Below are 18,408 nucleotides of genomic sequence, written 5' to 3' on the forward strand. Positions count from 1 at the left end.
CCTAAAGTGTCTTTCATCGGGCTTATGAAGGACAAATCAAGGCTAGAAACGTCTTAAAGTGTCTTTCATCAGGCTTATGAAGGACAAACCAAGGCTAGAAACCTGCTAAAGTGTCTTTCATCAGGCTTATGAAGGACAAATCAAGGCTAGAAACCGCCTAAAGTGTCTTTCATCGGGTTTATGAAGGACAAATCAAGGCTAGAAACCGCCTAAAGTGTCTTTCATCAGGCTTATGAAGGACAAACCAAGGCTAGAAACCTGCTAAAGTGTCTTTCATCAGGCTTATGAAGGACAAACCGAGGCTAGAAACCTGCTAAAGTGTCTTTCATCAGGCTTATGAAGGACAAACCAAGGCTAGAAACCTGCTAAAGTGTCTTTCATCAAGCCTATGAATTAAAAATTATAAATTGGTGAACACATCCTATTTTGCAGGGAAAATGGGATCTAATTTACAAAAACAAGACGGGATAAAATCATTTTCAAGCAGATCAATATCATTTTGGATGATTTTACCGTTTTTCTGGTAACTAGAAAAGGACCGCTTCGTTACGAAGGGACCTTTGGTTTGACAAGCAATTTCCTGCTGCTTTTCGAGATTATCCGCGGGCGAGACCTGGAGTTTCTTCCATTGGTTAGGAGAGGCGAGGTTCTTTTTTGTTCGCCTTTGATTTGCTGCGTTCGCTTTTACGGGATGAAGCAGAGGAACTCTCCCCATGCATTCTCCGGTATTGGGAGGGAGTTTGCTTTGTAACCCGTTTAGGATTGGGCAAAGAATGATTGGGAAGAGAAGCCGGTAATCGTAGCAATATTTGAGATCGGGTAATTAGTGGTCTCTAATAAGATCTTACTCTCTTTAATCCGGATTTGAATTAAATATTCAATTGGTGATATGCCGACTGCTTTCTTAAAGGAATGGGCGAGATAGTATTTATTAATATGACCTGCCTCGGCTAACGTATCAAGATTGATATTTTCACGAAAATGCTGCTTCATGTAATTTTTAATAAAGGCGATATCTTTGCTGATGATTTCGGAAGCGGTCTTTTCCAGGTTGAAGGTTTTTTTGCGCATCATTTTAAGCAGTAATATTTCCAATAAATTCTGACAAACCAACTCATAATCTTCTTTGCGGCTTTCCACTTCCTTTATGAGCTGCTGAAAATAGAACTGATAGGCCTTTTCGCCTTGATGATCGTTGAGAAAATTGACCTCTAATCCCGTAGCATCTGGAGATGAAAACGCCAGCCCTTGAATACCAAGTGCAATGTATTCAAGCGGGTAGTCCGCACAAGATTTTTCCGTGTGCTCCACATTTGGGTTGATGATGATGAGATCATTTTCTTTAACAGGGACTTCTTCATGGGAAAAAACAAAGGTCCCTTTTCCTCTGGTAATATATAAAAGTTCTGTAAAGTGATGAGCATGATTCGTGCTATGCCAATCTTTGTCGTACTTTGCCTTGGTAACATAGAGCAGTTTTACGGAAAGATGCTCTTTTTGAGTTTGCTTCATTTCATATAGCTCATTTGACAAAAAATGAACCCCCTATCAAAGCCTCGTTCTTCCTGTACTTTCATTTTAGTGAGAGTTTTTGTGAAAAGCAAGATATCTAAAAAACAGAACAATATGTTGATTGTGAAAGCGCTTTTTCAGCCGTATACTTTAGCTAGAAACAGGAAAAAAGGAGGAGGAGCAGGTTGAGAAAGAAAGCTTTGTTGACAGGGTTGACAGTCTTACTATCCCTTAGTTTAATAGCTTGTCAGAGTGGTGAAAGCAAGAAGACAGACTCAAAAGGCGGCAAGGCCACGGATGAAAAACAAACGCTCCATGTGGCTGCACTGGAATCTGCTTATGGTAAAGATATGTGGACGAAAGTCGCCGAAGCCTATCAGGAGGCAAATCCGAAGGTCAAAGTGGAACTGACTGTCGATAAAAACCTGGAAGAAGTTATCAGCCCGAACATGAAGGCCGGAAACTATCCGGATGTTGTGCTATTGGCAACCGGGAGAAAACTGGCACTGACTGAAACATTAATTAAGGATAAAGCGTTAGAAGACATTACCGATGTTTTCGATAAGAATGTCTATGGGGAAAATGTCAAAGTCAAAGATAAGCTGGTACCGGGCTTTACTGATACACTTGCCACTAATCCTTATAACGACGGTAAAACCTATATGGCACCAATGTTCTACAGCCCGACAGGTTTATTCTACAATGCCGCCTTATTTAAGGAAAAAGGCTGGGAAGTGCCAAAGACATGGGATGAGATGTGGGCATTAGGAGATCAAGCGAAAAAAGAAGGAATTTCCTTATTTACCTATCCAACAGCCGGTTATTTCGATGCCTTCTTCTATTCATTACTTTTAGAAGCAGGTGGACCTGATTTCTACAATAAAGCCATGAGATATGAAGACGGTATTTGGGAGTCCCCGGAAGCCACGAAGGTATTTAACATTGTCGGAAAACTAGCGAAATACACGGCACCAACCACAGTGGCCAATGCCAACGATAAGGACTTTACGAAAAACCAGCAATTAATTCTGGATAACAAAGCATTATTTATGCCAAATGGCACATGGGTAGTCGGAGAAATGAAGGATGCCCCAAGAGCAAAAGGCTTTGAATGGGGGATGACGGCACTCCCAGCCATTGACAATGGCGGTGATCGTTATGCCTTTACGTTCTTTGAACAAATGTGGATTCCGTCCCAAGCAAAAAATAAAGATGCTGCAAAAGATTTCTTAACATTTGTGTACTCCGATAAAGCAGCGGAAATTTTTGCAGAATCTGGAGCCATTCAGCCAATTGAAGGAATTTCTAGCAAACTGTCTGGCGACAATAAACTGTTCTACAGCATCTATGATAATGGTGCTAAAGCAGGTATGGGTGGATTTGCCGCAACCGAGGCCGTTGAAGGCGTCAACATGGGCGATACCTTATTCCGTACAGTCGACAGTATTGTATCTGGCGATAAAACGGTGAAACAATGGCAGGCGGCCGTTGAAAAAGCTAGCGATCAATTGCGGAAAGCCTTAAAATAAGAGAGATTTTATTCGCTACAGAATAACGGTGAGCAGCCATTCTCACCGTTATTTTCTTAAAAGGGGTGAATACAGTGAATAAAACAACCCAAAAAAGAATTTTTATTTTTGTTTGTACCGCACCTGCTCTGCTTCTGTTTACGATTTTTATGATCATTCCAACGGTTGAGGTATTCAGGATGTCGCTCTATAAGTGGGGCGGTTTCTCCAATCATAAAGTATTTGTCGGATTCAATAACTTTAAAATCTTATGGACTGATATGAATTTTATTCGCTCATTGCAAAACAGTGTGTTATTGATCGTCGCAGTTACGATCATCACGATGACGCTGGCGGTATTATTTGCTTCGATCCTGACAAGGGAAAAAATGAAGGGTAACAGCTTTTTCCGGGTTATTTTTTACATCCCCAATATTTTATCAATCGTCGTCATCGCGAGGATTTTTTCCGCCGTGTATGACCCAACAACTGGTTTATTAAATAATATGCTGGCCCTATTCAATCTTGACCACTTGCAAAAAATGTGGCTGGGCGACCAAAAAATAGCGATTTACAGCATCGGCGGGGCGCTTGTTTGGCAAGCTATCGGCTACTATATGGTCATGTATATGGCGGGCATTGCCAGTATCCCGGAAAGCTTTTACGAGGCGTCTGCTTTGGAAGGAGCCGGGCGCATCAGGCAATTCTTCGATATTACACTCCCGCTTATTTGGAATAACATTCGGACCACTCTGACATTCTTTATTATCAGTACGATCAATTTGAGCTTCCTGCTCGTTCAAGCGATGACAGGCGGCGGGCCTGATGGGGCGACGGAAGTATTTTTAAGCTATATGTATAAACAGGCGTATACGAATTCTTCTTATGGATACGGTATGGCGATTGGCGTTGTCATCTTCTTGTTCTCCTTCGCATTATCGGCCATTATCAGCCGCGTCACCAAACGGGACATACTGGAGTATTAGGGGGCGGAAGTTATGAAAAAACATGCAGGAGTAAGTGCAGAGAAAATTTATCATCTTTTTATATATGTCGCTCTCATTACACTTGCCATTTCCATTATTATCCCGGTTGGCTGGGTGTTTCTAGCGTCGATTAAGCAAAATAAAGAGTTTTATGGCAGCCCATGGACATTGCCGGAAGGGTTTTATTTTCAAAACTTCATTGATGCCTTTGAAAAAGCGAACATGGGGACATATATGTTGAATTCGGCGATGGTTACAGCCTTGGCGCTGTTGATTCTGCTGGTCGTGGCGTTGCCGGCGGCCTATGTCTTGGCGAGGTATACCTTCAAGGGCAGCAGACTAATGAATTCGTTGTTTAAAGCGGGTTTATTCATTAATGTGAACTACATCGTTGTCCCGATTTTCTTGATGTTATTAAAGGGAGATACGTTGTTACGCGAACAAATTGGCGATGGCTTTTTTCTCGATAATTTATTTGTTTTAGCGGTTGTCTATGCGGCGACGGCTTTACCGTTTACCATCTACTTGTTATCCAGCTATTTTCAGTCCTTGCCATCCACCTTTGAGGAGGCCGCAATGGTTGATGGGGCGGGGTATTTCAAAACGATGGTAAAAATTATGATTCCGATGGCACGGCCAAGTATTATTACTGTTATTTTATTTAATTTCCTGGCATTTTGGAATGAATATATCATTGCGCTGACATTGATTCCCGGACCAAATAAAACACTGCCTGTCGGATTGATGAACTTAATGGCGGCACAAAAGTCGGCTGCGAACTATGGTCAAATGTATGCGGGCATGGTTCTCGTCATGCTGCCAACCTTGATTTTATACATTATCGTGCAAAAGAAATTGACACAAGGTATGACCCTTGGCGGATTAAAGGACTAAGGTGAGGAGGATTTTTAGATGAAAAAGCCTAGAGGACGTGTTACCTTACCGAGTGAGCAAAACTTTCTCAACGAGACAAAAGAATTGATGGAACGCTGGGGTGCCGATGCCATTCGCGACAGTGACGGGACGAAACTCGATGATGAGATCAAAAAACTCGAAGCAAAAATTTACACTACTTATTTTGTGGCCCGCGGCCATAATGATTTTGCAGCCGAACATATGGATGAATGCCAGCAGCTTTACTTAATGAGTGAGTTCAATACTGCAACAGCTGAGATGCTGGAAATTGATTTGATGAAAGGATATTTTACGGAACAAGTACGGCCGGATTATCTCCATGATCCGAAAAAATATTGGGAGGTAGTCGACCGGACAAGCGGTGAAGTGGTGAACACGGCTGATTGGGAGGTTGACAAAGAGACTAACCGGGTAGTGATTGCGAAGGCGGTTCCTTGGCACGAATACACCGTATCGTTCCTCGTATATATGATTTGGGATCCGACGCAAATGTACAATCATATCACCAATAATTGGGGGGATAAGCCGCACGAGATTCCTTTTGATGTAAGGCAGCCGCATGCCAATCAGTACATGTCATCCTATTTAAAGCAATGGCTAAAGGATAATCCGGATACCGATGTGGTCCGGTTCACGACGCTCTTCTATCATTTTACACTGGTGTTTAATAACCTTGGTAAAGAAAAATTCGTCGATTGGTTTGGCTATGGTGCCAGTGTATCGGTGGCGGCTTTAGATGCATTTGAAAACGAAAAAGGCTACCGTCTGCGGCCGGAGGATTTTGTTGACCAGGGGTATTATAATAGTTCCTTTCGTGTGCCTACCCCGGCCTATTTGGATTATATTGATTTTGTGCAGCATTTTGTTGCCGAAGAAGCAAAGAAACTTGTCGATCTTGTCCATGAAAGCGGCAAGGAAGCCATGATGTTTCTGGGCGACAACTGGATTGGCACAGAACCGTACGGAAAGTATTTCGCCAGCATTGGTCTAGATGCTGTTGTCGGCAGTGTCGGCAGCGGGGCTACGCTCAGGATGATTGCCGATATTCCAGATGTTCGCTATACAGAAGGGCGATTCCTGCCGTACTTTTTTCCGGACACATTTTATGAAGGCAATAACCCTGTGATAGAAGCGAATCAGAACTGGCTGACCGCACGGAGAGCGATTTTACGGAATCCGGTCGACCGCATCGGCTATGGTGGCTATTTGAGCCTAGCTTATAAATTCCCGGAATTTGTTTCCTATATTGAAAAAGTCACCGATGAATTCCGTGATATTTATGACAAAATCAAGGGTGTGAAGCCGTACTGCGGCTTGAAAGTGGCAATCTTAAATGCCTGGGGCAAACTGCGGACATGGCAGACGCATATGGTCGCTCATGCTTTATGGTACAAACAAATTTATTCCTACCTCGGTGTGTTGGAAGCCTTAAGCGGAGCGCCGGTTGATGTTTGCTTTCTTAGTTTTGATGACGTGATGAACGATGGGGTGCCAGAGGATGTTGATGTGATTATCAATGCCGGTGACGCCGGTACCGCTTTTTCTGGCGGTGAATATTGGGCGAATGAAACATTGGTTGCTACAATCAGAGCCTGGATCCATAACGGCGGCGGCTTTATTGGGGTCGGCGAACCATCAGCCTATCAGTATCAAGGCCATTATTTCCAATTAGCAAATGTGTTAGGTGTCGATAAAGAACTGGGTTTCAGCTTATCGACCGATAAATATTTTGTTACTCCGGTTAACGAGCATTTTATTGCTGCGGATCTAACCAGGTTTGATTTTGGTGAGAGTATGAAAAATATTTATGCCTTGTCAGAGGAGACGGAAATCATTGAGTATTCCGATGGGGAAGTCCATCTTTCCAGTCATTCATTTGGTGCTGGCCGGGCTGTCTATATAGCTGGACTTCCGTACAGTGAGGAAAATACGAGGCTGTTAATGCGGGCATTATACTATGCTGCCCATAAAGAGTCGGAATTTCATCAATGGCATGCCAGCAATATGTATTGTGAGGTTCATGCCTATCCGACGATTAAAAAAATGGCAATTGTCAATAATTCGATGGCGGAACAAACGACGCTTGTTTATGATGGTGACGGCTACAGCAGAAAAGTAACGCTGGAGCCAAGCGAGATTCGCTGGGAGGATTTTTCTGATGAAAGATAAAATTCTGGTTGTCATTAAGCTGGTTGTGTTCGTCCTGAGCTTGGCATTGATTATCATCGGGCAAAAGACGGTTGGCAAACCCGAGCTTGGACTGATGCTGCTTGGCCTTTCCGGCCTGTTGGGCTTGCTTTACGATTATAATCGGAAATATGCTTAAGGGGGAAATGGGGCCGGTCCCAAAAGTTTCGACTGAAAGGACTGCCCCGTTTTTTCCATTGACGAAATGGATCTATGTTTGGTACGATTTGTTTAATTCAATAGAGCGCAATGAAGGCTGTGGATCAAACTATAGCTGGAGCAGCTTCTGGAGAGACCGCGTGGCAAATGGGCTATGTGGCGCCGAAGGATTCATAATCTCAGGCAAAAGGACAGGAGAAGGATGCTGTGCAATAGCGAAACTGTTACACACATTTTTTCCCCTGAGATTGGAGCAATTCCAATCTTTTTTATTTTTCTAAAAGAGGTGGAGGAAATGGAAACAAGACGTGCCGTTGTAAGTGTGATCGGAAAGGACAAGGTGGGCATTATTGCCCGGGTGACGACCGTATTGGCGGAAAACCGGATGAATATCTTGGACATCAGCCAAACGATTTTGCAGGATTTTTTCACGATGATGATGTTGATTGATATCTCGGAAACCGCCAACCTGCATTCCTTACAGGATCAATTGAATCAGGTTGGCGATGAGCTGGGTTTAACGATTCACGTTCAGGCCGAAGAAATTTTTCAAGCGATGCACAGGGTATAAGGGGAGGATGAACGATGAAGATTGCAATGGATGAAATTCTCCAGACGATTCGCATGGTGCAAATGGAAAATCTCGACATCCGCACAGTAACGATGGGCATCAATTTGCACGACTGCGCTAATTCCGATTTTAGCAAAATGCAGCAGCGAGTTTATCAAAAAGTTACTTCCTATGCCCGAAATCTAAAGGCGGTTGCCGAGGAAACGGAAAAGGAATATGGCGTACCGATTGTTAACAAGCGGATTTCGATTACCCCGATTGCTGAAATTCTTGGCAATGCCTCTGTCGCGGAGGCGGTGGAACTGGCGAAAACACTTGATCAGGCGGCAGCGGAATTGGGGGTCGATTTTATCGGTGGCTTTTCCGCGCTCGTTCACAAAGGGCTGTCAAAAAGTGACGAGACCTTATTGAAGGCCCTTCCCGAGGCGCTGAGTGTAACCGAGCGGGTGTGTGCCTCTGTTTCGGTGGCAACCACCAGGACGGGGATTAATATGGATGCCGTATGCGAGCTGGGCTTTATCATCAAGGAAGCAGCGGAGCGGACTAAGGAGCAAAATGGGATTGCCTGTGCCAAACTGGTCGTATTTTGCAATCCTGTTGAGGATAATCCGTTTATGGCCGGAGCCTTTCATGGTGCCGGCGAAGGTGAAGTGGTGCTGAATGTTGGTGTCAGTGGCCCGGGTGTTGTCTTAAATGCCCTGAAGCGCCACCCTGAAGCGGATTTGGGAGAAGTTTCCGATATTATTAAAAAGACGGTTTTTAAAATAACCCGCGCCGGGGAACTGATTGGCCGCGTCGTCGCAAAACGTCTCGGTGTCCCATTTGGGATCATGGATCTTTCCCTTGCGCCGACCAATGCTTTAAATGACAGTGTCGCCGAAATTTTAGAGGAAATTGGCCTGGAACGGGTCGGAACCCATGGTACGATTGCCGCGCTAGCGCTGATGAATGATGCGGTGAAAAAAGGCGGGGCGATGGCGAGCTCCTATGTTGGCGGTTTAAGCGGCGCCTTTATCCCGGTCAGTGAGGATAACGGGATGATTCGCGGGATCGAGGAAGGGGCGCTCTCGCTATCGAAGCTCGAGGCAATGACCTGTGTGTGCTCGGTTGGCCTTGATATGATCGCTCTTACTGGCGATGTCACGCCGTCGACTCTTTCGGGGATTATTGCCGACGAAGCAGCAATTGGGATGATCAATAAAAAGACTACCGCTGTTCGCGTTATTCCGGTTCCCGGCAAGACGGAAGGCGACATCGTCGAATTCGGCGGCCTGCTTGGCCGAGCTCCCGTGATCGGCGTTAATCCCTTCAGTTCGCAAAAAATGATCAGCCGCGGCGGAAGAATTCCCGCACCGCTGCAGGCGTTAATTAACTGATTCGGAAGGGCACTTCTGTATTGCAATAGTTGGGAAGTCCCCAAGCTTTGTTAAAGGAAGTGGAATTTTGCTGCTGTGGTTAATAGGAGATATTGAAGAGGGGATATGCATAGATTAAGGATGAGGGGTGTCACATGACGCCCCTCATCCTTAATCTTTTAATAGAAATAGATTGTGTTTACAAAACTCTTACATATTTATTTTTGCTTTTGTTTTTTGCTTTGTCTATTGCATAAATCGTAAGGGTACTCCGCTTTTTCTGGGCTTTAATTTTGACCTTGAAATTGCCTTTGCTGCTTACGACCGCTTTCCCTAGACTCTGTTTTCCACGGTACACATAAATCGTGCTACCTTTTTCTGCTTTACCTGTTATCGTTTTGCTTTTATAAGTCACCTTATTGACGGTGGGGATTTTTGGCGGTGTTTTATCAATTACCTTTATCACGCTTTGGCTCGTATTATTTGCAAGATCAAAAGCGATGATTTTGATTTCAGTTCCTGCTTTTTGTTTAGAAATGGTAAATGTATATTTCCCATACTTGTCCGCTTTAACTTCTTTTTGATAACTCCCCTTTATATAGAGCTTCACCTTCGCGTTAGGTTCTGTTTTTCCGTAAATGGATGTTGACTGGTCAGAAACTGGATTTATCGAAGGTTTAGCCGGCGGGGTAAGGTCTTTAATGTTTACGATCTTTTTTATTTTCCGTTCATCATCATAACCTGTAACTTCCACGGCTGTCCCGGGAGAAAGTTTAGGAATATTGATGCGGAATGGATTGCCTTTTTTGGCTGTAGCCGTTCCTACCGATTTTCCTTTTACAAGGGCCTCCAGTTTTATTGGGGTGCTGGATGTGACGGATCCGGTTATCGCCGTTTCGGATTTCATGTTATCCGTATAAATGAAAGGTGAGTCAACGATTTTCTTTAGTACCGCGCTTTTTCTTCCTTTTTTATCTTGTGCATATACTTCGAGATTTGTTTTTACGTTAAGTGAATTTAATTTAAATTCGAAAAAACCTTGTGTGTCGGCCGCATCTTTTCCAATTACCACACCGTCTTTTTTTACAAAAACTTCAGCGTTTGCTGCTGTTTTTCCTGATACTTCTTTGTCACTGTTATAAATGGAGCTTACATAAATAGGGACAGCAGGTTGGCTGGCTGGAACGGTAAATTTTTGAACTTTACTCTGATTGCCATCGGGGCTGAACGCATAAACATAAATTGTTGAACCAGCCGGTTGATCAGTTAAAGTAAAAGAAAACTCGCCATACCGGTCAGGTCTTGTTCGTTTGCTTTCTCCCTTTCCATCTTTGACGAAAATACTCAAGTCTTGTCTGTCCGTTTGACCGGTGATTTCTGTATAGTCTTGTTTTAAAAAGGTCACAGGGTCCAGTTCCGTAGGAAACAATTCCTCCCCATCAGCCAAAACAGGCTCCTCTCCATCTCGGTCTGCTGTATTATAGTAGCTATTGAGATTTTGATCCCGGTATTTTTTCAGATTACCGTATAGGTCATGTACTTGAGTGGTAAAAACATTTTCCCTTGTTGTTTCAATTGTATAAGCATTCCCGGTCTGTGCAATCTTCCCTTTCACATATAGATTTCCTTTGTCCAAAGAAATTCCCGTTTGTGTAGGGCCATTGATCGTGGTATCCCCTTCCAGCAGGACGGATCCCTTTTGGATCAACATTCCCTTCTCAGTATCCGTGTCAATCAATAAGTTTTTTATCGAAACAGATTCCGCGGCTATTGTTAAAGGGGTAGTTGGAGAAGTAACCGCATCTTTTGAGTAGGTCATTTTTACATTCTCTAATTTGCTGTTCCAGCTGTAAACTCCTACCGAAGAATTATTAAATGTCACATTCGATAAAATAAGCGGATCCAGTAAAGGCTTGGTAATGGACGACTTATCCAGAGTGCTATCATAAATTTTCAGTTCCTCGGACCCATCCATTAGGCTGTCAACCAGCTGCGAATTTTTAATTGTAAATGTATTGGTAAATCGAAATAATTTAATCGAACTATTTGTAACATTTTCAACGGAGATGCTGCCTGCAGAGTCAATATTTATTAAGCTGTCTTTTAAATGAATAAACTGTAAGCCGGGGCCGGAAAGGAGTTTCATATTTTGAGTCGTAAACGAGAACCCATTTCCATTAATAATTTTGGTAGTACCGGCAATTTGCATTTCCTGATATCTCTGGTCAATTATTATGTTGTTCTCAAAATTAATTTGTTGAATATCGGGATCTTCTAAAGCATTAACCAGTTCATTTGCTGTGCTGACAGATATCACGCTAGCGGCTGCTTTGACGTTTATCAGTGGAAAAAAAGAAAAAATTAGAAATAAGCTGACTAGTTTTGAAGTGAAAACTCTTATCCTCATAAAATGCGATCATCCTTTCATCATTTAAAAAACGGAAAAATTGGGACTTACGTGATTTTCCGTTTTTGCCATTAAACTGATTATACCTCACGCAAACACAGAGATTTTTTACAAAAAAAATTACCGTTTATTCCAATAAAGGGGAATTCCCCTCTTTTTAGTGCTATCACCGACTGATTTTGTAAGCATCCTAACAGTTTTGGTGTTGAAAATTACCACATTGTATTGCGGAATCATCCACAATGGATGGTAACCGATTCGTTTACAATAAGGATGTAGCAATTGCTAGACAAAAAAAATCGGAGAGAAGGGTTTCAATATGTTTAAAAATGTGATTGTACGGGTACCATCAAAATCAGTAGTGGAAGGAATTAGCAGTGCGAATCTAGGTAAACCGGACTATAATCTTGCACTAAAACAGCATGAACTTTATGTAAGCGCCCTCACAAAAACCGGTGTCAATGTAACAGTACTTGAACCAAATGATGAGTTTCCTGACTCTTGCTTTGTTGAAGACGTTGCGTTATGTACAAGGAAATGTGCGATTATCACCCGTCCTGGTGCCGAAACAAGAAGAAATGAATCAGCTTTACCTGACCTTCAAGAAGCTTTAAGTAAATTCTATGAACATATTGAATATATCAAAGCACCGGGGACGATTGAAGCCGGCGATATTATGATGGTTGGCGATCATTTCTACATTGGCGAAAGTGCCCGGACGAACCGCGAAGGGGCAGAGCAAATGATTGCGATTCTCGAAAAATATGGCTTATCCGGCTCGATCGTTCCATTAAAAGAAGTCTTGCATTTGAAAACCGGTTTAGCTTATTTGGAAAATAATAATCTTTTAGTTGCCGGTGAATTCGTTAAGTCTCCGGAATTTGAAAAGTATAATAAAATCATCGTTCCGGAAGACGAAGCCTATGGTGCGAACTGCATTTGGGTCAATGACTATGTATTAGTACCGGAGGGCTATCCAACTGTGCAAAAAGCAATTGAAGACCTTGGCTATAAAGTATTGGTCGTTGATACTTCGGAATTTAGAAAGATTGATGGCGGCTTAAGCTGTCTATCACTGCGATTCTAATAGATTGAAAATCCATGAGAAGAGTATGGGGAATGATTTTCTCATACTCTTTTCTATGTACGTCCAACCTAGGAGGAATTCTAAATGGGAGAGGAAAAAAAACTAAACCTTGGTTCTTTAACCGCTGTCATCATTAGTTCGATGATTGGTGCCGGGATTTTCAACTTAATATCAGATATGGCCTCTCAAGCTGCTCCGGGCGCGATTATTTTAGGCTGGCTCGTTACCGGAATCGGAATGGGTACGCTTGTCTTTTCCTTTAAAAATTTAAGTGAAAAACGACCAGAGTTAGACGCTGGCATTTATAGATATGCCAAGGAAGGTTTTGGCGATTATATGGGGTTTAACTCAGCGTGGGGGTATTGGTTATCGGCGTTATTGGGAAATGTTGCATTCGGAACATTAACCTTTAGTGCCTTAGGCTATTTTTTCAAAACATTTGGCAATGGTCAGAACATTTATTCCGTTTTAGGGGCCTCCATCGTATTATGGATCATTCATTATATTACCATTAAAGGTTCGGGCACTGCTTCCTTCGTCAATTTCATCGTAACCGTGGCCAAAGTGATCCCAATCATTATGTTTATTATCGTCGTTATTTTTGCCTTTAAAGCAAAAGTGTTTTCATTGGATTTTTGGGGAACCATTTCAGGGAATTTTGAGTTTTCATCCGTTGCCACACAAGTGAAAAATGTCATGTTAACCACCGTTTGGGTCTTTATTGGGGTAGAAGGCGGGATTATTTATTCCGGCCGCGCGAAAAGAGCGAAGGATGTCGGTAAGGCCACTTTAATTGCCTTTACATCCGTGCTTGTCCTATATGCTTTAGTCACGATTCTATCCTTTGGTGTCATGCCGCAGGATGAATTGGCCAAAATGCCAAAACCGTCGATGGCACATGTGCTGGAGAGCATTATTGGAAAACCGGGCGCGATTATTATCAATATTGGAGTCATTATCTCGATTATTGGCTGCTGGCTTGCCACTACGATGTATACCGGAGAAGTACCCTATCGGGCAGCACAGACAAAGAACTTTCCGCGTCTGTTTACAAAAGTGAACGAAAATGGTGCGCCGACAGCAGCGCTCTGGGTAACCAATATGTTAATCCAAATCTTTTTATTCACCTTTTTAATCAATGACAGCGCCTATAACTTTATGTATTCCCTTTCAGCTTCAGCCATTTTGTTACCATACGGATTAGTGGCCTTTTATCAATTAAAATACTCACTGGGTGAAGAAAAAGGGACAAAACATCGTGTTCAGAATATTATTTTGGGAATTGTCTCCAGTGTGTTTGTGATTTGGGTAACATTTGCCTCAGGAATTGAGTATTTCTTATTAACGATGTTTGTCTTTGCCGCCGGATTCTTCGTGTTTGCCTGGGTGCAAAAAGAAAACAAGCGCAAGTTATTCGCAACAAAACTAGATTTGCTTTTTGCCGCTATCGTCTTAATTCTGTTTATCACCTGTATCATCCAAATCGCGACGGGCGCAATTGATTTAAGAACGATCTAAAACAAATCATTGGCAGTATAAAACAACGTGTTCCAAACGCACTAATGAAAAATGAGCGACAGGTAAGAGATTAAAAACAGCTCCTCCTACATCTATGAGTTTGTTCAAATGGGGACAAGAACATGGATGTTGGGGGTTTTTGTTGTCTAGGCAGATTTATGCTATTGATTTACTCATCATTCCCGGAAAATCCCCATGACTGATTATGAAAAATATCAGAAATCTGTAAAAATCTTCAGTTTATATGCACAATATTGTGCATTGTTTCACAAGTTATATTGATACAATAAAACGTGTATTAAAATGAAAAGTGTTCACGAGGAGGATTCACATGAAAAAAACAGACGACACTTTATTTAACGAGGTGAAGGATAAAAAATTCACTAGGCGTACGTTCATTAAAGGATTAGGGACTATAACAGTTGTCAGTTCTATCGGTTTTGGAACCGCCTCAAGATCAAAAGATGTACTTGCAAAAGAGAAAAAAAGCGAAACAGGTAAAGTTGTCGGTGGCCTTTGTACCTACAATTGTACGTCGCGCTGTCACTTGAAAGCGCATGTAAAAGATGGCCGTATCATTACCGTCACACCTGGAGAAATGCCAGGAAGAGCAGATTATGCGAACTGCTGCTTAAGAAGCATTGCTTATAGTCAAAGACTGCAAGATGAAGATGCAAGGATTCTTTACCCGATGAAACGAGTAGGAAAGCGCGGCGAGAAAAATTTTGAGAGAATTTCATGGGAAGAAGCATTCGATACAATCGCCAGGAAACTAAAAGAGGCAAAGGAAAAATATGGACCGGAATCCGCCGGGTTTTTTACGATGACGGGGAATCTTGCAAAGCTTGCATGGGAATCTCCTATTCGTTTTGCTAACTGTTTTGGGGGAACTACTTTTGATGTGGAGGCTTTGATGTCTGACCACGGGGCAACGATGGGGATGGGTCTTGTATACGGACAGGGAAGAGGTGGGCACGATACCCGGGATTATATGAATTCGAAATTAATTATCCTTTGGGGAAGAAATGTCGTTGATACTCATACGAGTGAAACAAGATACCTTATCAAAGCAAGAGAAAATGGTGCGAAGATCATCGTTATCGATCCAAGACAATGTCCGTCTGCTGCGATTGCGGATCAGTGGATTGCTATTAATCCTGGGACGGATACAGCATTAGCTCTTGGGATGATGAATATTATTATTTCGAAAGATTTACATGATAAAGAATGGCTGCGTAAGTATAGTTGTGCCCCATATCTTGTCAATGATCAAGATGGAAAGTATATGCGAGACGGGAACCATTATCTCATCTGGGATACAAAAACGAAAAAGGCTGTCTATGCTGATAGTAAAAAGGCTGTTGGAGCTATCAATGGAGAATTTACTGTCAACGGAGTAAAGTGTAAGCCTTCATTTGAATATCTCGTTGCTGAAACCAAGAAATATAATCTAGAAAAGACCGCAGAAATTACCGGCATTGACAACCAGGTCATTGAAACCTTAGCAATGGAATATATCACGATGAAACCCGCAGGTATTCGTATGGGACAGGGCATGCAACGGGTATACAACGCCCATTCCCCATTCCGGACAGTCGCGACACTAGCCGCTGTTGCTGGATACATCGGAATTCCCGGAGGAGGCGCATCTCACATGGGAGGAACCTCTGCTAATAAACCATTGCCGGGTGTAACGACACCTGTTTTTAACTATGAGGATTGGACGGATTATGGCGGGAATTCTGGTAAGATGCAAAAAAGTTCGCTTATGTATGACATGATCACGAAGAAGGATCCCTATCCAATCGATTTTTTATGGCTTGCCGGAACGAATTTCTTGAACCAAAATCCAGATCCAAACAGAGTGATTAAAGAGGTATTCCCAAATATCTCATTTATTGTCAGTGTCGATCCTTTTTGGACATGGACTTCCCTTTATGCCGATATTATTTTACCAGGTAATACATATTGGGAAAAATGGGACTTTTATGATCGAGCACCTTGGGTTTTTATCATGCAGCCAGCCATTAAACCAATCGGTGAAAGTAAATCCGATCCTGAGATCTTTGCCGAATTGGCGAAGAGATTGGACTTTGGCCATTTATGGAAAAAGACTGATGAGGAATGGGTTAAAGGGTTTATTAATCTTGAACATCCGGCATTTGAAGGCTTTGACTGGGATAATGTATTAAAGGATGGTGTATGGGGGCGTAAAGATGGAATTTATGAACCTGTTTTCGCCTTTGGGCCTGAATACCAATATCAAACACCTACCGCTAGATTTGAGTTTTATACAGAGAGCTTGAAAGAATTTAACCAAGAGGTTCCAACGTATACACCAGGATTAGAAAACCCTAAATCCGAATTAGGGAAAAAGTATCCGCTATTAGTGTTTAACTACCATGACCGCTTTAACGTCCATAGCCAGCATGTATTAGAAGAGTCGTTGAAAATTGTCCAAAAAGAACCTGAAGTATGGATCAATACGAAAGATGCTAAAAAACGAGCGATCAACCATGGTGATGTGGTACGGGTATTTAATGATCGCGGATCCTGTACACTTAAAGCTTTTGTTACGGAAGGAGTCGTACCAGGGGCAATCGCTCTGGCCAGCGGCTGGCAGCCTGAAAGTTATATTGAGGGACATCACCAAACCTTAACTCAATTAACGATTAATCCGGTTGAAGAACAGATTAGTGCAACGAATACCGCCTATGGCGATGTATTAGTACAAGTAGAAAGAGTATAGGAGGTGCGAAAATGGTTAAGAAAATTCAATACGGCATGGTGATTGATACAACGAGGTGTATGGGCTGCCATACATGCGTTGTTACATGTAAGGTTTCCCATCAAAATCCAAAAGGGGTGTATTGGAGTAAGGTTAAAACGGTTGGAAGCGATGTTAATTACAAACCAACGGGAAAATACCCAAACCCTGAATTAGTTTTCCAACCATTATTATGCAATCATTGTGAAAACCCTGCTTGTGTAGCTAATTGTCCAACAGGTGCAATGCATAAGCGCGCTGATGGCATTGTAGAAGTGAATCAGGAAGTTTGCATAGGCTGTCAATATTGCAGTTGGAATTGTCCATATGATGCCCCTGTATTTGATCCTGTAAAGAAAACAGTGAGTAAATGTAATCTCTGTGCGGAACGGATTGAAGGTGGAGAAGAACCATATTGTGTGGAAGCCTGCCCTGCTGAAGCACGTCACTTTGGGATGATCAGTGACCCTTCCAGTGAGATTTCTAAATTGATTGCCGCTAAAGATGCTAAGCCATTTAAACCACAATATGGAACAAAGCCGTCTGTTTATTATATTTAATTTGTAGGAGGTGTAAGGAATGAGCGAACTTCCAATTTCATTAATCGTGTTTACGTATCTTAGCGATATTAGTGCTGGTACGTTTATCTTTTATCTTCTTTATCAAGCATTCTTTTCAGGGAATGCAACCGTCGAAAAAATACAGCAACGGAAAGGTGGTATCTTTACTTCTATAGACGCAAAAGTATCCGTACTTTCTATCATTTTATTGGGAATAGGAATGCTGGCCTCAGCACTTCATTTAGGCCATCCTTTCCGATTTTTAAATGCTTTACACAATCCTAATTCGATGATTACCCAGGAAGCTTACTGGTCTATTGGATTTGGAATTCTGTTATTAATCGTTACAATCTGGGCCTTTAAGGGAAAAAAGCCTTCTTTCGCTTTAAACTTATTAACTGCTTTAGCCGGCTTAGGTCTATTAACGGTCACAGCTTTAGCCTATGCGAAACCAAAGGGTATCCCAGCATGGAACCAAGGGCTAACCCCGATCATCTTTATCATAAGTGCGTTGATTATGGGAAGTGTCGTTTTCTTACTGTTATTAGTACTTCAGTCTAACGATACAGATGTACTCAAAAAGATGGTATTTATTTTCCTTGGGTTGTTATTTATCCAATTCTTTGTTGAAATTGCCTACTCTATCCAACTTTCGATGGGAACGTATGGTGTAGAGCTTCCTGACTTGCTTACCCTAAACATCAGCCGATGGTTAATTGGTTTACTTGCTCCATTGGTGGTTCTGTTTGCATTATTCAAAAAATCTTTAAAAATGAAAACGGGAATTACTCTCATATTTGCTACAATCATAATAGGGGAAGGCATCTCCAGAATCATCTTCTTTATGAATGGGGTACATTTATAGACTGGATTTCG

Annotated in this window: 13 protein-coding genes, 1 pseudogene and 1 riboswitch; of the genes and pseudogenes, 12 read left to right on the forward strand and 2 right to left on the reverse strand. The window is 42.2% G+C overall.

Going from position 1 to position 18,408, the window contains the following annotated elements:
* Positions 1 to 632: 632 nt before the first annotated feature.
* Positions 633 to 1,533: pseudogene (locus RCG24_RS18715) on the reverse strand (AraC family transcriptional regulator).
* Positions 1,534 to 1,697: 164 nt separating this feature from the next.
* Here RCG24_RS18715 and RCG24_RS18720 point away from each other — a divergent pair.
* The 7 genes from RCG24_RS18720 (at position 1,698) to RCG24_RS18750 (ending at position 9,214) form a co-directional block, all read left to right on the forward strand.
* Complete coding sequence (locus RCG24_RS18720; protein WP_202655909.1) at positions 1,698 to 3,041, forward strand: carbohydrate ABC transporter substrate-binding protein; 1,344 nt, start codon at positions 1,698 to 1,700, stop codon at positions 3,039 to 3,041.
* Between the two features lie 74 nt (positions 3,042 to 3,115).
* The gene (locus tag RCG24_RS18725) at positions 3,116 to 4,006 is read left to right on the forward strand and encodes a carbohydrate ABC transporter permease (RefSeq protein WP_308077737.1); all 891 of its coding nucleotides are present in this window, start codon (positions 3,116 to 3,118) and stop codon (positions 4,004 to 4,006) included.
* 12 nt (positions 4,007 to 4,018) lie between these two features.
* Positions 4,019 to 4,900: a carbohydrate ABC transporter permease gene (locus tag RCG24_RS18730; protein ID WP_202655907.1), complete on the forward strand. Its 882-nt coding sequence runs from the start codon at positions 4,019 to 4,021 to the stop codon at positions 4,898 to 4,900.
* 18 nt (positions 4,901 to 4,918) lie between these two features.
* A complete protein-coding gene (gene gnpA, locus RCG24_RS18735; RefSeq protein ID WP_308077738.1) occupies positions 4,919 to 7,090 on the forward strand; it encodes a 1,3-beta-galactosyl-N-acetylhexosamine phosphorylase in 2,172 nt (723 codons plus the stop codon).
* Complete coding sequence (locus tag RCG24_RS18740) at positions 7,080 to 7,247, forward strand: DUF6903 family protein (RefSeq protein WP_202655905.1); 168 nt, start codon at positions 7,080 to 7,082, stop codon at positions 7,245 to 7,247. The genes gnpA and RCG24_RS18740 overlap by 11 nt, the downstream gene beginning before the upstream one ends.
* Before the next feature lie 137 nt (positions 7,248 to 7,384).
* Positions 7,385 to 7,472, forward strand: a riboswitch (glycine riboswitch).
* 90 nt (positions 7,473 to 7,562) lie between these two features.
* Positions 7,563 to 7,838, forward strand: coding sequence for an ACT domain-containing protein (locus tag RCG24_RS18745; RefSeq protein WP_202655904.1), 276 nt, complete (start codon positions 7,563 to 7,565; stop codon positions 7,836 to 7,838).
* 14 nt (positions 7,839 to 7,852) lie between these two features.
* Positions 7,853 to 9,214 (forward strand): PFL family protein, encoded by a 1,362-nt coding sequence (locus RCG24_RS18750; RefSeq protein WP_308077739.1) that lies wholly within the window; start codon positions 7,853 to 7,855, stop codon positions 9,212 to 9,214.
* A 178-nt stretch (positions 9,215 to 9,392) separates the two neighbouring features.
* Here RCG24_RS18750 and RCG24_RS18755 read toward each other — a convergent pair whose 3' ends face one another.
* Positions 9,393 to 11,510, reverse strand: coding sequence for an Ig-like domain-containing protein (locus RCG24_RS18755; RefSeq protein WP_308077740.1), 2,118 nt, complete (start codon positions 11,508 to 11,510; stop codon positions 9,393 to 9,395).
* 409 nt (positions 11,511 to 11,919) lie between these two features.
* Between RCG24_RS18755 and RCG24_RS18760 the strand changes: the two genes are divergently transcribed.
* The 5 genes from RCG24_RS18760 to RCG24_RS18780 all read left to right on the forward strand — a co-directional run bounded on the left by RCG24_RS18760 (position 11,920) and on the right by RCG24_RS18780 (position 18,397).
* Positions 11,920 to 12,687 (forward strand): dimethylarginine dimethylaminohydrolase family protein, encoded by a 768-nt coding sequence (locus RCG24_RS18760; RefSeq protein WP_202655901.1) that lies wholly within the window; start codon positions 11,920 to 11,922, stop codon positions 12,685 to 12,687.
* Positions 12,688 to 12,771: 84 nt separating this feature from the next.
* On the forward strand, positions 12,772 to 14,205 hold the full coding sequence (gene arcD / locus RCG24_RS18765; RefSeq protein ID WP_308077741.1) for an arginine-ornithine antiporter: 1,434 nt from the start codon (positions 12,772 to 12,774) through the stop codon (positions 14,203 to 14,205).
* A gap of 331 nt (positions 14,206 to 14,536) precedes the next feature.
* Positions 14,537 to 16,954, forward strand: a complete 2,418-nt coding sequence (locus tag RCG24_RS18770; RefSeq protein ID WP_202655899.1) for a molybdopterin-dependent oxidoreductase — start codon at positions 14,537 to 14,539, stop codon at positions 16,952 to 16,954.
* Between the two features lie 11 nt (positions 16,955 to 16,965).
* The gene (locus tag RCG24_RS18775; protein ID WP_202655898.1) at positions 16,966 to 17,532 is read left to right on the forward strand and encodes a 4Fe-4S dicluster domain-containing protein; all 567 of its coding nucleotides are present in this window, start codon (positions 16,966 to 16,968) and stop codon (positions 17,530 to 17,532) included.
* Positions 17,533 to 17,551: 19 nt separating this feature from the next.
* Entirely contained in the window at positions 17,552 to 18,397 is an 846-nt protein-coding gene (locus tag RCG24_RS18780; protein ID WP_202655897.1) for a dimethyl sulfoxide reductase anchor subunit family protein, read from the forward strand.
* The last annotated feature ends 11 nt before the right edge of the window (positions 18,398 to 18,408 follow it).

It is taken from the genome of Neobacillus sp. OS1-32, assembly GCF_030915425.1.
Classification (GTDB): domain Bacteria; phylum Bacillota; class Bacilli; order Bacillales; family Cytobacillaceae; genus Neobacillus; species Neobacillus paridis.

What these genes read in the sequence shown, in the direction of transcription:
- arcD (WP_308077741.1), top strand. Translation starts at nt 12,772, where the DNA reads ATGGGAGAGGAAAAAAAACTAAACCTTGGTTCTTTAACCGCTGTCATC.
- RCG24_RS18730 (WP_202655907.1), top strand. Translation starts at nt 4,019, where the DNA reads ATGAAAAAACATGCAGGAGTAAGTGCAGAGAAAATTTATCATCTTTTT.
- RCG24_RS18750 (WP_308077739.1), top strand. Translation starts at nt 7,853, where the DNA reads ATGAAGATTGCAATGGATGAAATTCTCCAGACGATTCGCATGGTGCAA.
- RCG24_RS18745 (WP_202655904.1), top strand. Translation starts at nt 7,563, where the DNA reads ATGGAAACAAGACGTGCCGTTGTAAGTGTGATCGGAAAGGACAAGGTG.
- RCG24_RS18770 (WP_202655899.1), top strand. Translation starts at nt 14,537, where the DNA reads ATGAAAAAAACAGACGACACTTTATTTAACGAGGTGAAGGATAAAAAA.
- RCG24_RS18740 (WP_202655905.1), top strand. Translation starts at nt 7,080, where the DNA reads ATGAAAGATAAAATTCTGGTTGTCATTAAGCTGGTTGTGTTCGTCCTG.
- RCG24_RS18780 (WP_202655897.1), top strand. Translation starts at nt 17,552, where the DNA reads ATGAGCGAACTTCCAATTTCATTAATCGTGTTTACGTATCTTAGCGAT.
- RCG24_RS18760 (WP_202655901.1), top strand. Translation starts at nt 11,920, where the DNA reads ATGTTTAAAAATGTGATTGTACGGGTACCATCAAAATCAGTAGTGGAA.
- gnpA (WP_308077738.1), top strand. Translation starts at nt 4,919, where the DNA reads ATGAAAAAGCCTAGAGGACGTGTTACCTTACCGAGTGAGCAAAACTTT.
- RCG24_RS18775 (WP_202655898.1), top strand. Translation starts at nt 16,966, where the DNA reads ATGGTTAAGAAAATTCAATACGGCATGGTGATTGATACAACGAGGTGT.